Annotated in this window: 15 protein-coding genes; 6 read left to right on the plus strand and 9 right to left on the minus strand. The window is 74.6% G+C overall.

The annotated features are described in order from the left end of the window. Positions 1-92: 92 nt before the first annotated feature. The 3 genes from C7Y72_RS16525 to C7Y72_RS16535 are packed head-to-tail and all read left to right on the plus strand — an operon-like array spanning position 93 to position 2,655. Positions 93-869: an ABC transporter ATP-binding protein gene (locus tag C7Y72_RS16525; protein WP_107570271.1), complete on the plus strand. Its 777-nt coding sequence runs from the start codon at positions 93-95 to the stop codon at positions 867-869. Then, positions 869-1,615, plus strand: coding sequence for an ABC transporter permease (locus C7Y72_RS16530; RefSeq protein ID WP_107570272.1), 747 nt, complete (start codon positions 869-871; stop codon positions 1,613-1,615). Before C7Y72_RS16525 ends, C7Y72_RS16530 begins: the two co-directional genes overlap by 1 nt. Beyond that, positions 1,612-2,655 (plus strand): ABC transporter substrate-binding protein, encoded by a 1,044-nt coding sequence (locus tag C7Y72_RS16535; RefSeq protein WP_107570273.1) that lies wholly within the window; start codon positions 1,612-1,614, stop codon positions 2,653-2,655. The genes C7Y72_RS16530 and C7Y72_RS16535 overlap by 4 nt, the downstream gene beginning before the upstream one ends. Before the next feature lie 32 nt (positions 2,656-2,687). Here C7Y72_RS16535 and C7Y72_RS16540 read toward each other — a convergent pair whose 3' ends face one another. Then, on the minus strand, positions 2,688-3,596 hold the full coding sequence (locus tag C7Y72_RS16540) for a DNA-3-methyladenine glycosylase family protein (protein WP_107570274.1): 909 nt from the start codon (positions 3,594-3,596) through the stop codon (positions 2,688-2,690). Further along, the gene (locus C7Y72_RS16545; RefSeq protein ID WP_107570275.1) at positions 3,593-3,958 is read right to left on the minus strand and encodes a hypothetical protein; all 366 of its coding nucleotides are present in this window, start codon (positions 3,956-3,958) and stop codon (positions 3,593-3,595) included. The genes C7Y72_RS16540 and C7Y72_RS16545 overlap by 4 nt, the downstream gene beginning before the upstream one ends. 98 nt (positions 3,959-4,056) lie before the next feature. Here C7Y72_RS16545 and C7Y72_RS16550 point away from each other — a divergent pair, with 98 nt between their 5' ends. Continuing rightward, positions 4,057-4,755, plus strand: a complete 699-nt coding sequence (locus tag C7Y72_RS16550) for a sterol desaturase family protein (RefSeq protein ID WP_107570276.1) — start codon at positions 4,057-4,059, stop codon at positions 4,753-4,755. On the opposite strand, the gene C7Y72_RS16555 is transcribed toward C7Y72_RS16550, so the two are convergent. Continuing rightward, complete coding sequence (locus tag C7Y72_RS16555; RefSeq protein ID WP_107570277.1) at positions 4,707-5,867, minus strand: GNAT family N-acetyltransferase; 1,161 nt, start codon at positions 5,865-5,867, stop codon at positions 4,707-4,709. The two genes, C7Y72_RS16550 and C7Y72_RS16555, sit on opposite strands and share 49 nt — an antisense overlap. Positions 5,868-5,883: 16 nt before the next feature. Here C7Y72_RS16555 and C7Y72_RS16560 point away from each other — a divergent pair, with 16 nt between their 5' ends. Then, the gene (locus tag C7Y72_RS16560) at positions 5,884-7,155 is read left to right on the plus strand and encodes an aminotransferase class I/II-fold pyridoxal phosphate-dependent enzyme (RefSeq protein WP_107570278.1); all 1,272 of its coding nucleotides are present in this window, start codon (positions 5,884-5,886) and stop codon (positions 7,153-7,155) included. 355 nt (positions 7,156-7,510) lie between these two features. Next, on the plus strand, positions 7,511-7,888 hold the full coding sequence (locus C7Y72_RS16565; RefSeq protein WP_107570279.1) for a hypothetical protein: 378 nt from the start codon (positions 7,511-7,513) through the stop codon (positions 7,886-7,888). Between the two features lie 23 nt (positions 7,889-7,911). On the opposite strand, the gene C7Y72_RS16570 is transcribed toward C7Y72_RS16565, so the two are convergent. The 6 genes from C7Y72_RS16570 to C7Y72_RS16595 are packed head-to-tail and all read right to left on the minus strand — an operon-like array spanning position 7,912 to position 13,700. Then, positions 7,912-8,349, minus strand: coding sequence for a VOC family protein (locus C7Y72_RS16570; RefSeq protein ID WP_107570280.1), 438 nt, complete (start codon positions 8,347-8,349; stop codon positions 7,912-7,914). A 37-nt stretch (positions 8,350-8,386) separates the two neighbouring features. After that, entirely contained in the window at positions 8,387-8,710 is a 324-nt protein-coding gene (locus C7Y72_RS16575) for a hypothetical protein (protein ID WP_158276897.1), read from the minus strand. Next, a complete protein-coding gene (locus tag C7Y72_RS16580; RefSeq protein ID WP_107570282.1) occupies positions 8,707-9,423 on the minus strand; it encodes a hypothetical protein in 717 nt (238 codons plus the stop codon). The genes C7Y72_RS16575 and C7Y72_RS16580 overlap by 4 nt, the downstream gene beginning before the upstream one ends. 46 nt (positions 9,424-9,469) lie before the next feature. Then, on the minus strand, positions 9,470-10,123 hold the full coding sequence (locus C7Y72_RS16585; RefSeq protein WP_107570283.1) for a hypothetical protein: 654 nt from the start codon (positions 10,121-10,123) through the stop codon (positions 9,470-9,472). Next, on the minus strand, positions 10,120-10,983 hold the full coding sequence (locus C7Y72_RS16590) for a TlpA family protein disulfide reductase (RefSeq protein ID WP_107570284.1): 864 nt from the start codon (positions 10,981-10,983) through the stop codon (positions 10,120-10,122). Before C7Y72_RS16590 ends, C7Y72_RS16585 begins: the two co-directional genes overlap by 4 nt. Then, positions 10,980-13,700: an efflux RND transporter permease subunit gene (locus C7Y72_RS16595; protein ID WP_107570285.1), complete on the minus strand. Its 2,721-nt coding sequence runs from the start codon at positions 13,698-13,700 to the stop codon at positions 10,980-10,982. Before C7Y72_RS16595 ends, C7Y72_RS16590 begins: the two co-directional genes overlap by 4 nt. Between the last annotated feature and the right edge of the window lie 41 nt (positions 13,701-13,741).

Raw genomic sequence — 13,741 nt, forward strand, 5'->3', positions numbered from 1 at the left:
ACAGGGGTGCTGGGAAGATCGCCCGGCTGAGATCGACCCGCGCTGGGTCCGGACCCTTCGAACCTGTGGGGTAATGCCCGCGGAGGGAGCCGATGACCACACGCAGCGACGCCGGGGCGCAGACGCCGACGGCCACGGGCGCCCCGGGCGGCCCCGGGGCGGTCCGGCTGGACGGCGTCGCGTTCGCGCACCGGCCGCGTCGCGGCGGGCCGGTGCCGGCGGTCGACGGGCTGTCGCTGCACGCCGCCCCCGGTGAGGTCGTGGCGCTCGTCGGCCCCTCCGGCTGCGGCAAGACGACGCTGCTGGAGCTCGTCTGCGGCCTCGTCGCCCCCGACGCGGGGACGGTCGCCGCCGACCCGGCGGTGCTGATGCCCCAGCGCGACCAGCTGCTGCCCTGGCTGACCGCGCTGGACAACGCGGCGCTCGGCCCGCGGCTGGCGGGCGTCGGCCGGGACGCGGCGCGGACCGCCGCCCGGCCGCTGTTCGAGCGCTTCGGCCTCGCCGGCTTCGAGCAGGCCCGCCCGGACGAGCTGTCCGGCGGCATGCGCCAGCGCGTCGCGTTCCTGCGCACGCTGCTCGCCGGCCGGCCGGTGCTGTGCCTCGACGAGCCGTTCGCCGCCCTGGACGCCCTGACCCGCGAGGAGCTGCGCGCCTGGCTCGCCGGTGCGCTGGCCACGGAGCCGCGCACCGTCCTGCTCGTCACGCACGACGTCGAGGAGGCGGCCGTGCTCGCCGACCGCGTGCTCGTCCTCTCCCCCCGGCCCGCGCGCGTGATCGCCGAGGTCGCGGTCGACGCGCCGCGCCCCCGGACCGGCACCGACCCCGCGGTGCTCGAGGTCCGCTCCGCCGTCCTGGAGGCCCTGCGCTGATGCTCGCCGCGCTGCTCGTGCTCGCGTTCCTCGGCGTCTGGCAGGCCTACACGTCGATCGGCGGGCCCGGCGAGCTGATCCTGCCCTCGCCGCTGCAGATCGGCGAGGCGCTCATCGACGACCGCGACCTGCTGTGGGACGACTTCCTCGTCACCGCGACCGAGGTCGGCCTCGGCGTCCTCTGCGCCCTCGTCGTCGGCTTCGTCGCCGCGGTCGCGCTGCACCGCAGCCCGCTGCTGCGCCGCGCCACCTACCCGCTGCTCGTCGGCTCGCAGGCGGTCCCGATCGTCGTGCTGGCGCCACTGCTGGTCTTCTGGCTGGGGTTCGGCCTGGGCCCGAAGCTCGCCATCATCACGATCATCTGCTTCTTCCCCGTGGCCGTCACGACCCTCGACGCGCTCGACCGGACCGACCCGGACCGGCGCAAGCTCCTGCGCACGCTCGGCGCCAGCCCGCGCCAGGTGTTCTGGTGGGCGGAGGCGCCGGCCGCCGCGCCGGCGGCGCTCTCCGGCGCCCGGATCGCCGTCGCGATCGCGGTCATCGGCGCCGTGCTCGCAGAGGACTCCGGGTCCAACTCGGGCCTCGGCCACCTGCTCAAGCAGTCCAACGGCCAGCTCGAGACCGCCCGCGCCTGGGCCGCGGTCGTCGTGCTGGCCGCGTTCGCCGTCACCCTCTTCTACGCCCTGGTCCTCGCGGAGCGCCGTCTCCTGCCGTGGGCCGCCCGACCCGGAGGATCCCCTCGATGACCCGCCGCTCCCCCGCCGCGCTGCTGTGCCTGCTGCTCCTGCCCGTCGCCCTCCTGCTGTCGGCCTGCGGGTCCAAGGAGGACGACATCGCGGGCACGCCGCAGACGCAGAAGCTGACGCTGATGCTCGACTACTTCCCCAACGCCGACCACGCGGGGATCTACGCCGCGCAGGCGTCGGGCGCGTTCGCGAAGGTCGGCCTCGACGTCGACATCCAGACCCCGTCGGACCCGTCGGCCCCGCTGAAGCTCGTCGAGGCGGGCCGCGCCGACCTGGCGATCTCCTACGAGCCCGAGCTGCTGCTCGCCCGGGACAAGGGCGCGAAGCTCGTGGCGGTCGGGGCGATCGTCAACAAGCCCCTGACCTCGCTGATGGCGCTGGGCAAGGAGAAGATCACGCGCGTGGAGGACCTGCGCGGCAAGACGGTCGGCACCGCCGGCATCCCCTACCAGGCCGCGTACCTGAAGACGATCCTCGAGGAGGCGGGCGTGCCGCCCGAGGACGTGAAGACCGTCGACGTCGGCTTCAACCTCGTGCCCGCGATGATCTCCGGAAAGGTCGACGCGACGCTCGGCGCGTTCTGGAACTACGAGGGCACGCAGCTGCAGCGGGAGAAGAAGGACCCGGACATCATCCGCATGGAGACCGTCGGGGTCCCGACCTACGACGAGCTCGTCGTCGTCGCCTCCGAGGAGACGACGAAGGACCGCGGCGCGCTGGTGCGCCGGTTCTTCCAGGCGCTGCGCCAGGGCACCGAGCAGGTCCGGGCCGACCCGGCGGCGGGCGTCACGCCGCTGCTGAAGGCCAACCCGGACCTCGACCGCGGCCTCCAGGAGGCGGTCGTGCGCAAGACGCTGCCGGTGTTCTTCCCGGCCGACGACGAGGACCCGTTCGGCTACATGGATCCGTCGCAGTGGCGCGCCTACGGGCGCTGGATGCTCGACCGCGGGCTGATCACCAAGGAGATCGACCCGACGTCGCTGACGAACGAGTTCCTGCCGGGCGCCCCGATCGGCAACGAGCGCGAGGGCCTGGACTGAGCGACGGGACCGTCGCACCGCTCGCGGCCGGCTCAGGCCGCGAGCGCCTTCGGGCCGCTGGTCAGGACGTGCAGCAGGTGCACGCCGGCGAGGCCCGCCCACGGGTCGTAGCGCGCCATGTGCGCCCGCACCTCCTCCTCGGTGACGCGGGCGCGCGGGTCGCCGCCGGAGGTCAGGGCGCCGAGCGCCTTGAGGAAGCCGAGGTCCCCGGCCGGCACGACGTCGTCGCGGCCCTGCCCCAGCAGCGCGAGCACCTCGACGGTCCAGGCGCCGATCCCCGGGATCGCGCGCAGCCGCGCCCAGCCGCGCTCGTGGTCGGGGTCGTCGAGGTCGACGCGCCCGTCGGCGACCTCGCGCGCGACGCGGACGAGCGCCAGCGCGCGGCCCGCCGCGAGGTCGTAGGACTGCAGCCGCGCCGGGGAGAGCCCCGCGACCGTCCGGGCCGACGGGGCGTCGCGCAGCCCGGGCCACGCCCACGCCGGGGCGGGGCGGCCGTGCGCGCGGACGATGCGCCGCTGGATGCGCACGGCGCGGTCGTACTCGATGAGCTGCTCGGTGACCGCCCACGCGAGTGCCTCGAAGGCCACGGGACGGCGCCGGGCGCGCAGCCACGGGCGGCGCCGCACGCTCGCGCCGATCACGGGGTCGTCGCGAAAGCGGGCGTGGAAGTCGGCGAGGTCGTCGTCGACGCCGAGTGCGAAGCGCAGCCGCTCCAGCCCGTGCTCGGCGTCGGCGCGGCGCCGCGCGCGGGCGCCGAGGACGAGGCGCCCGGGCTCGGGCTGCGCGGCCCGCAGCTCGACCGCCGACGGGCCGACGTGCACGAGGCGCAGCCAGACGTCGCCGCGGCGCAGCGCGAGCCCGTCCATGCCGCCACCGGGGAGCCGGACCGGCCAGGCCGGCCGGACCTCGGCGCGGACCTCGACCGGGACGGCCGCGCTCACCGCCGCCCGAGGACGTGCACGTCGACGACGTAGGTGCGCGTCTCGAGCACCTCGACGCCGTCCTGCCGCGCGCGGCCACGAGCCCGGCCGGCGGCGCGACCGCCGCCCCGGGCGGCGCGCACGAGCGCGGTGGTGGCGGCGCCGGCGACCACGGCGGTCGCGGCGACGGCGGCGGCCTGCACCGCGAGCTGGCGGGTGGTCGCGGGCGCGCCCACGGCACGGCCGGAGGCCGGGTCGACCGCGGCCGGGGTGCCGGGCCGCCGGACGGCGGGGCGGGCGTCCCCGAGCACGGGCTCGGCGGTGACCTCCTCGGCCTCGTCGAGCGTGTCCTCGTCGGTCCCCGTCGGCGGCTGCGGCGGCATGCTCGCCCGAGTGTAGTCCCCGCGGCAGACCGCACGGGCCGGGTGACGCGCCCGGCCACGGAGGGCCGCCGCAGCGGTCGGTATTCTCCCGTACATCGATGCCTGAGCCGGAGCGGACATCGGTCACGTACGCCACCAGGGCCGAGGAGCTTCGCGCCTCGCCGCCCATGTTCCGCTCGCCGCTGCTCGACAAGGTCACGCGGGTGCACCCGGCGGTCGTGCCCACCCTCTTCGTCCCGATCATCGGGGCGTTCCTGTACTTCGCGGTCGACCGCGGTCTCGGCTCGCCGCTCGGGCTCGTGCTGTGGGTGGCGATCGGCTACGTCGCCTGGACGCTCACCGAGTACTGGCTGCACCGGATCGTCTTCCACTTCGAGCCCGAGAAGGGCATCGGGGCGCGGCTGCACTGGATGATCCACGGGGTCCACCACGATCATCCCAACGACCCGATGCGGCTGGTCATGCCGCCGTCGGCGAGCCTCCCGCTCGGGGCGCTGTTCGTCGGGCTCTACCACCTGCTGCTGCCCGCCGGCCAGGCCAACGCGCTGTGCGCCGGCTTCTTCGCCGGCTACCTCGCGTACGACATGACGCACTACCTGCTGCACCACCGGGTGCCGCGGTCGCGGCTCGGGCGGCGCCTGCGCGAGCACCACATGCGCCACCACTTCCAGGACGACACCGTCGCGTTCGGGATCAGCGCCCCCTGGTGGGACACGGTGTTCGGCACCGCGCCCGCGTCGCGTCGTGCTCAGGCGTCCTCGCCGGTCTCCGAGCCGGCGCCCCAGACGCGCTCGTAGACCCGGTAGCGCTTGACGATCGTCCCGCCCATGGCCTCCATGGCGCGGTTCATCGCCTTGTTCGTCTCGAGGATCCAGCCCATCTCGCCGCCCTTCTGCGGCCGCACCTCGGCCATGTCGAAGTGCTCGACGTACATCTTCGCGGCGACACCGGTGTGCTGGAACTCGGGCTTGACGCCGAGGAAGCCGACGCGCACGCGATCGATCCGCCGCCCCTTGGTGAGGAACTTCCACCAGCCCAGCGGCAGCAGGCGGCCGTTCATCTGCCGCAGCACCTGGTTGACGTCCGGGACGGTGATGGCGACGCCGACGGTCTCGCCCTCGGCGGTCTCGGTGACCATGAACCAGTGCTTGTCGAAGACGAGCTGGAGCTCCTGCGCGTACTGGTCGAGGTCCTTGTCGTCGTAGGGCGAGAAGCCCCAGTTGCGCGACCAGGCGCTGTTGTAGACCTCCTTGAAGCGGTCCACGTCCTTGCGCAGCGAGCGGCGCGACATCTTGCGCAGGCGGATCCCGTGCTTGGTCTCGACCTGGTCGGCGAGCTCGAACAGGATCGGCATCATCTTCGAGCGGTCGGAGACCTCGAGGTTCCACATCCAGAGGTCCATCGCCTTGTCGAGGCCCGCCGCCTCCTCGCAGCGCGCGAAGACGTACGGCGGGTGCCACGGCTGCTTGATCATCGGGTCGAGGTCGTAGCCCTCGTACAGGACCCCGGACTCGTCGTTCATCGTGAAGTCGGCGGGCCCGACCATGCGGTCGCAGCCCTTCCCGCGCAGCCACGCCTCGGCGGCGTCGAGCAGCGCCGGGAGGACCTCCGGGTCGTCCTCGATCTCGAGGAAGCCGAACCAGCCCCAGGACGTGTCGTGGTAGCGGTTGTAGGCGTGGTCGACGTGGGCGCTGAGGCGCCCGACGACGCGGTCGCCGCGGACGGCGAGCAGGTACTCGGCGTCGCCGTGCTTGAAGAAGGCGTTGAGCCGGCGGCTCAGGAACAGCCGCCGCTCCAGCCGCAGCGGGGGCACCCAGCGCGGCGAAGTAGCATGGAGGCGGTACGGGAGCTCGACGAACTCCCGCAGGTCCCGACGCGAGCGGACGGGACGGATCTCGACGGTGCTCATCGAAAGAGGACCCTATATGTCGCACACCGCCATCGACGTCTTCGCCAAGGTCCGGGGTCACGAGCGTGAGGCGCAGCTGCGCGCCGCCCGCGACGCCGACCTGCTCCCCTACTTCCGCACGCTCGACGGCCCGGCGCGGCCGGTCGTGCGGATGGAGGGTGCGGAGCGGATCATGCTCGGCTCCAACAACTACCTGGGCCTGACCGAGGACGCCCGCGTCCTGCAGGGCGCCCGGGACGCGCTGGAGCAGTACGGGACGGGCCTGACGGGCTCACGGCTGCTGAACGGCACGATCCCGCTGCACACGCAGCTCGAGGAGGAGATCGCCGACTGGATGGGCACGGAGGACGCGATCGTCTTCACGACCGGCCACCAGGCGAACGTCGGCACGCTGGGGACGCTGCTGGCCCCGGGCGACACCGTCGTGGCGGACTCCGGCGACCACGCGTCGATCCTCGACGGCTGCCTGCTGTCGAAGGCGAAGCTCCGACCGTTCCGCCACAACCGGCTGGACAAGCTCGAGCGGACGCTCGAGAAGGCCGCGGGCGACGGCGGCGGCGTCCTGGTCGTCGTCGACGGCGTGTTCTCGATGGAGGGCGACATCGCCCAGGTCCCCGCGATCTGCGACCTCTGCGAGCGCTTCGGCGCGCGGCTGATGGTCGACGAGGCGCACGGCGCCGGGGTGCTCGGGCCGACCGGGGCCGGGACGGCCGAGCTGTTCGGGGTCGCCGACCGGGTCGACCTGCGGATGGGCACGTTCTCGAAGTCGCTGGCGTCGTGCGGGGGCTTCATCGCGGGCTCGCGCGAGGTCGTCGACTACCTGCGCGTGTCCTCGCGCGCGTTCCTCTTCACGGCCGCCGCGGTGCCGGCCGCGGTCGGGGCGGCGCTCGCCGCGCTGCGGGTCCTGCGCTCCCCCGACGGGCCGCCGCTGCTGGCCGCGGTGCTCGACAACGCCCGCTACCTGCGTGACGGGCTGCAGGAGCGCGGCTTCGCGGTCGTGCAGCCCCAGCCGCTCGGGGACGGCCGTGACGTCGTCACGCCGATCGTCCCCGTGCTGGTCGGGGACGACTGGAAGGCCGTGCTGCTGTGGAAGGCCCTGTACGACGCCGGCGTGTTCGTCAACACGGCGCTGCACCCGGCGGTGCCGCCCGGTGGGGCGCTGCTGCGCACGAGCGTCATGGCCTCCCACGACCGGGCGACGCTCGACCGCGCGCTCGACGCGTTCTCGTCGGTGAAGGCCGCGTTCGAGGCCGAGCACGGGCCGCTGCCGACGTCGTTCCACGGCTGAACCCCGCCGTTCATCTGACCCTCGACCCGAGGTCGAGGGCGGTCACGACCGGTCGGTTCGGACGGGCGTACCAACCGGATCACGGGGCGTCACGCGTCGGTCACGAAAAAGGCGCTCTGAGCGGATGTTGTCGAGGTTCACACGTTGACCCGGCCCGGCGACCTGACGTAGTTTCGAGGGGCGTTGCCGACGCGTCGACGGGGCGGGCACCGCGCAGAGGCCGGGTCTCGTGGGACGACCTGCCGCCGCCACCTGCGCGATCCGCCGAGGGACCCGACGCCGCTGGTGCACGCGGACGCCCAACACGAGGATTTCCCGTCGTGCCACCCCGACGGGAGGGAGGACATCTCACCCCATGCAGCATTCGACGACCCCTGGGCCGCAGCATCTGCGCGCCCTCGCCAAGGCCAACGAGGTCCGCCTCGCCCGGGCCGAGCTCAAGCGCCGCGTCCTCGCGGGCGAGCTCCGCGCCGCGGAGGTGATCCTCGAGTGCTCGTGGGAGGCGGAGTCGATGACCGTCGCCGACCTCCTGATGGCCCAGAAGCGCTGGGGTCGCACGCGCTGCCGCACGTTCCTGCAGCGCGTCCCGCTCTCGGAGACGAAGACGATCGGCTCGATGACCGAGCGCCAGCGCCGCGCGGTCGCCGCGATGCTCGACGGCTCCGCCCCCACCTCCGGCACGCCGGACCGCAGCGGGCGCTTCGACCGCTCCCGCGAGGCCGCGCTGGTCTAGTCGATCGGGGACGCGCCGCGGCCTCAGGCCGCGGCGATCTCCAGCAGGTGCCCGTCGGGGTCGCGGAAGTACACCGACCGCAGCCCGGAGCGCTCGAGCGCGTCGCTGCAGGGCACCCCGGCACCCACGAGGTACTCGCGCCACGCGTCGAGCTCCTCGCGCGAGGACACGTGGAAGGCGAGGTGGTGCGTGCTGCCGCGCCCGACGCGGCCCTCGTCCATCTGCGGGTACTCCAGGAACGTCACGAGCGTCCCCGGGCTCCCGCCCGCGTCACCGAACCAGACGTGCTGCGCGCCCGGGTCGTCGTCGTTGTCGCCCTCGCGGACGACCCCGAGGCCGAGCAGGTCGCGGTAGAACGCGCGCGTGCGCTGCAGGTCCGCGCAGATCATCGTGACGTGGTGGATGCCGCGCAGCTGCATGCGGCGCGGCGCGGGAGCGGCGCCGGTGGACGGGTCGGTCATGGGTCTCCTGCCGGGTCTCGGGTGGGGATCGCGGAGGTCACGCGCGGAACGTGAGCCCGCCGGCCTGCCGCGCGAAGGCGGTGCGCAGGACCTGGAACGCGCCGGCGCCGACGAGCGCGGCGACGACGAGCAGCGCCTCGCCCGGGAGCGAGGTGAAGTAGAGCGGCAGGGCCACCAGCACGCCCGCGAGCGCGGCGAGCAGCGAGCTGTGCGAGCGGTAGCCCGCGAAGTGCTCGCGGATGGCGAGCTCGACCGCGGCGACGGACACGAGGCCGATGCCGACGAACAGCGCCGGCGGGGTCTGCGTGAAGAAGCCGTAGAGGACGCCGACGAGCCCGAGGAAGATCAGCGTCTCGGTCACCGGCAGCGGGTGCCAGAGCGCGTCGGGCGCCTCGGTCGGCCGAGCCTTGCGCGACACCGGACGGCCGCGCTCGGGCGTGCCTGGCGCCACCGTCGGTGCGGCGGGCCGGGGGGCGCCGGGCGCCGCTCGCTTGCGTGACCGCTTCCCCATCGCCGTCGGATGCTAGACGAGCGTCCGGCCGGGCGACGCGGCGCGCAGCGGGGTAACGGGCACCCGCTGGAGAGCTTGACGTGCCACCAGCCCGCGAGCATGCCGATGAGGCCGAGCCGCGGACGGACCTGCCAGACGCCGCACCCGGACTCGCCGAGGTCGCGGTTGGGCAGGCGCGCGAACTTGTAGCGCTTGGGGTCGCGCAGCATGCGCTCGAGGAGGTCGCGGTTGCGCTCCTCCTCCTCCCCACGCTCGTGGACGACGCGGCGCGCCTCGCGGAGCTTCTCGGCGAGGTTGTCGCGGAGGGCCTCGAGCTCGGCGATGCCGAGCAGCTGCGGTCCGCGGTGCACGGCCGGGACGCGGACGTCGACCGCGGTGCGCGGGAACGCGGCGATCAGCGCGTCGCCGAGCTCGCGCTCGAGCCGCTTGACCTGCGCCCGCAGCGTGCGACGCGCCGCATGGTCGTCGCCACCGCCGTGACCGGGCGTGCCCTCACCGGGACCGGCCGGCGGACGGCCGGGTGCGTGACGCGGGATCTGCTCGATGTCCTCGATGACGACCACGGTGCGGTGCTCCTCCGCGGGTGAGCCTAGCAGCGTGTGCCGACTGTCACGACCGGTTGGTCATCGCGTTGGCGCACGCCCACAACGACTCCTCGACGTGGATCGAGGGCACCCCCGCGACCTGCACCGTGAACAGGCGCAGGACAGCGGTCTCCGGGGTCGGCGCGCGGTCGTGCGCCAGATCGCCGAACAGCACCGCGACGGGCGCGTCGGCGTCCGCGACGACGAGCCGGCCCGCCGGCAGGTCGGTCCCCAGGTCGCCGCCGCCCAGGCGCTCCCCGTCGCGCGCCGGACGGATCCCCAGCGGCCCGTCGAGGCGGTCCGCGTCGAGCGCCCAGACCGGCACGCCGGTCTCCACGAGCGCGAGCAGCATCGCGTCGTGCGCCCACGAGCGCGACTCGAAGCCGCCGAGCATCAGCCGCTCCATCGCGGCCGCCTCGATCGGCGTCCGGGTGGTGTCCGGGTCCAGGCCGATGTGGCGGAAGAACACCCGGTAGGCGTGCGGGATCGGCTGGCGGCGCATCGTGATCGCCGCCGCCCCGTTGAAGCGCGAGCTGAGGGTGCGCAGCTGGCCGCGCAGCGCGGGCGGGCTCTTGCGCGGCGGGGCGAGCACCTCCATCGTGAAGACGCCGAGCTCGGGGAACTCCGCCAGCAGCTCGGCGTCGACCCACCCTTCGCGGCTGAGCTCCTCGTGCGTCACGGCGTCGCCCCGGAAGCCCCGGACGTCCCCGTGGGCGTCTCGCCGAAGCGGGCGCCGCCGCGCTCCAGGGCGGTCACGTACCCCTCGAGGTCACGCTCGCGCAGCGTCCCCAGGGAGGTGTCGAAGGTCCGGCCGCCGCGGCGCAGGTAGGCGATCTGCGGGCACACGGCCACACCGTAGAGGTTCGCGAGCACCCCGTCGCGGTCGTAGGCGATCGGGAACGTCCAGCCGCGGCGGCGGATCAGGTCGCGCAGGTCCCCGCGGTCGCCGCGGATCGACACGCCCACGAACGCGACGCGGGGATGGCGGCGGCTGACCGCCTCGACGGCGTCGAGCTGGTCGACGCAGTCCCCTCCCCGGGTCGCGAAGAACGCGAGGACGACCGGGCGGCGCTCGGTCAGGGCGCACAGCGTCACGACGTCGGGGCGGCGGATCGAGCAGGCCGGCACGTCGCCCGCGTCGCCCTGGTCGGCCTTCGTCGCGACGTTCACGTCGCCGTCGAGGTCGCCGAGCGCGAGCGGCGCCGCGAAGGTCGGGGCCTCGCTCTCGCGTTCCAGTCCGCGCGAGGACACGCCGTCGCTGCCGATCGAGTTCAGGGTCACCAGGCCGAGCAGCAGCACGAGCACCACCCCGACGAACCAGCCGTAGCGGCCGCGGCCGCCCGGCAGCGACGGGCGTCGCTCGCGCCGGCCGGGCCGGGGCAGGTCGGGGTCGGACGCGTCACCGGCGGCGAGCCGCTCGGCGGCGGTCGGCCGGTCGGGGTCACGGTCCCGGGCCGGCGGCGGCACCGACGGGCGCGCCGGCTCCTCGTCGGCCGGGCCGAAGCCCAGCGGCCCGTCGTCGCGTCCGTCCTCGCTCACGTGCCCTCCCCGGGGGTCGCCGTCGCCACCTGCTGCTTGCGGCGCGGCAGCGGGATCCGCGGCCGGCCGGTCGACCCGGCGCCGGCCCGCGTGCCGCGGCGCAGCCGGGCGGGGACGAGCTCGCCGCGCTCGGCCAGCAGCAGGACCGCGGGCAGCACGAGCAGCACGCCCAGCAGCGAGACGGTCAGGTCGATCACGGTGACGGCGCCGAAGTCGCGCAGCATCCGGATGTCCGACAGCACGAGGACGGCGAACCCGGCGATGGCGGTGATGCCGCTGGCGCGGACCGCGGCGCCCGTCGAGGCGTAGGTCCGTCGCAGCGCCTCCTCGGGCGGGTGTCCCGCGAGGCGCTCCTGGCGGTAGCGCTCGGACAGCAGGACGCTGAACTCGGTCGAGATCGCGATCACGAGCGCGCCGAGCGTCACCGACATCGGGTTCAGCGGGATCCGCGTCAGGAACAGGATCAGGGCGGACCAGCCGGTCGCGAAGGCGATCGGGACGAGCGGGACCAGCGCCCGGCGGCGGTCGCGGAACGCGACGAGCAGCACGAGCGCGACCGCGACGAGCCCGGCGATCAGCGTGCCGGCGCGGCGCCACGGCGAGGCGACGGCCGCGTTGGCCTCCGCGGCGAGGACCGGCAGCCCGGCGAGCTCGGCGCGGACCCCGGCGGGCGGGTCGAGCGTGTCGCGCATGAGGTCGATGACCTCCTGCTGGCGCTCCAGCGACATCAGCCGGATCCCGAACGCGAGGCTCGCGGTGCGCTTGTCGGCGGTGATGACGCCCTGCGAGAAGTAGGGCGGCACGGCGTCGAGCAGCGCCTCGATCTGGGCGCGGCTGCGGTTCGCGGTCCCGGAGCGGAAGAGGTCGGGCAGCGAGAACGCCGGACACAGCTCGGCCTTGCCGCAGCCCCGCTTGGCGCTGTAGCCGAACCGCTTCAGCAGCGTGTCCTGGTAGCTCGTCATCCAGCGCACGACCGCCGGGTCGGTCAGCCGGTCGCTGGTGATGACGACGTCGATCTCCCCGCCCACGCCCGTGGACTCCTGCAGGGCCTGCAGGTCGGTGATCGCGGGCAGGTCGCGCGGCACGAGCTTCTGGATGTCGGACTCGACCTCGGCGCCCGTGTCGATCGCCCACCCGGCGACCGCGACGGCGAGCGCGACCGCCACGACGCGTCCGGGCCGGGCGGTGGCCAGGGCGAGGCCCCGGCGACCGATCCGGGCGGCACGCGCCCGCAGCGCCCCGCCGCCGCGCCGCACGCCCCGGCCGACCGGGTTGTCGACGACGAGCTCCCCGGCGCCGCGCAGCGCGGCGCCGAGCGGGCCGCCGTCGGGCAGCCGGCGCCCGTCGGTCCCGGCGAGCACCGCGGTGCCCAGCACGAGGGCCGCGAGCAGCGCGAGCGCGATGCCGAGCACGAGCAGGATGCCGAAGCCCCGCACCATCGGCACGGGGCTGAGCACGAGGACGAGGAAGCCGGCGGCGGTCGCGACCGCGGCGGTGACGACGGTCGGGGCGCCCGCGGCGGCGACGCGGTCGATCGCGCGATCGAGGTCGCCTGCGGCGGCCCGGCGCTCCTCCTCCAGGCGCGCGTGCAGCTGGATCGCGTAGTCGACCGCGAGCCCGATGAGGATCGGCAGCACCGCGATCGAGGCCATCGTCAGGCTCGCCCCCACGAGCGAGAGGACCCCGAAGGTCACGGCGGTCGCCGCGAGCGCCACGACGAGCGGCAGCAGCCGCAGGCGGGCGCGGAAGACGAGCGCGAGCGTGAGGGCCATCACCGCGAGCGCGCCGACGATCAGCCAGATGATCGAGTCGGTGATCGCGTCGGTGAGGTCGGCCACGACGACCGGGGCGCCCGTCACGACGTAGGTGCCCTTGCCGTTCTCCAGCCGCCAGTCGGGCATCGCGACCGCGGCGCGGATGTCGGCGATCGCCCGCTGCTTGTCGCCCTCGGAGAGCCCGGGGTTCAGCCGCACGGTGATCAGCGCCGTGGTGCAGCTCGGCAGGATGTAGGCGAAGCGGGCCTTCGGGCAGCCGACGGGCCGGCTGTCGTCGAAGATGATGTTCGAGACGAAGTCCGGGTTGTTCAGCTGCGGCAGCGACGTGACGCCGTACTTCGTGGCGAGCAGCAGGAGGTTGCGGGTGAACTCGGCGTTCACGAGCTCGCGGGCCTGCTCGCCGAGGCGTCGCGCCTCCGCGGTGCTCTTGCCCTGCGACCGCGCGAGCCGTCGCGCGGCCTCGGCCGCACTCGCCCCCCGCTCGGCGGCCCGCTGCTGCTCGCGCCCGAACTCCTCGGCGATCTGCGTCACGGCCGTGTTGAGGAACGTGCCGGGCCCGAAGACGACCTTCGTCGGCTTCGTCCGCGCCAGCCGCGCGCACGGCCCGTTCTCGCCCCCGCGCGGCACGACGCCCGCGGGCCGGTTGCCCGACAGGCAGCCCTCGAGGCCGAGCACCCGCTGCAGGTCGGCGGTGAGCGCCAGGTACTTCAGGTCCTCCCGGACGAGGACGAACACGGCGTCGTCGCCGAACCGCTCGTAGAACCGCTGGGTCGCCTCGTAGCTGTCGGAGCTCTTGCCGACGAGCGTCTCGGTCGCCGCGGTGGGCCGCAGCTGCAGCGCGAGCACGGTGCCGGCCGCGACGAGCACGGCGACCAGGACCGAGGCGGCCAGCGGGCGACGCGCCGCGCCGCGCATCAGCGCGGTCAGCCCTCGCACGACCATCAGCCCGACGTCTCCCTCACGGCCCCGTCACCGTACCGACG

This window comes from Paraconexibacter algicola (assembly GCF_003044185.1).
Taxonomy (GTDB): Bacteria; Actinomycetota; Thermoleophilia; order Solirubrobacterales; family Solirubrobacteraceae; genus Paraconexibacter; species Paraconexibacter algicola.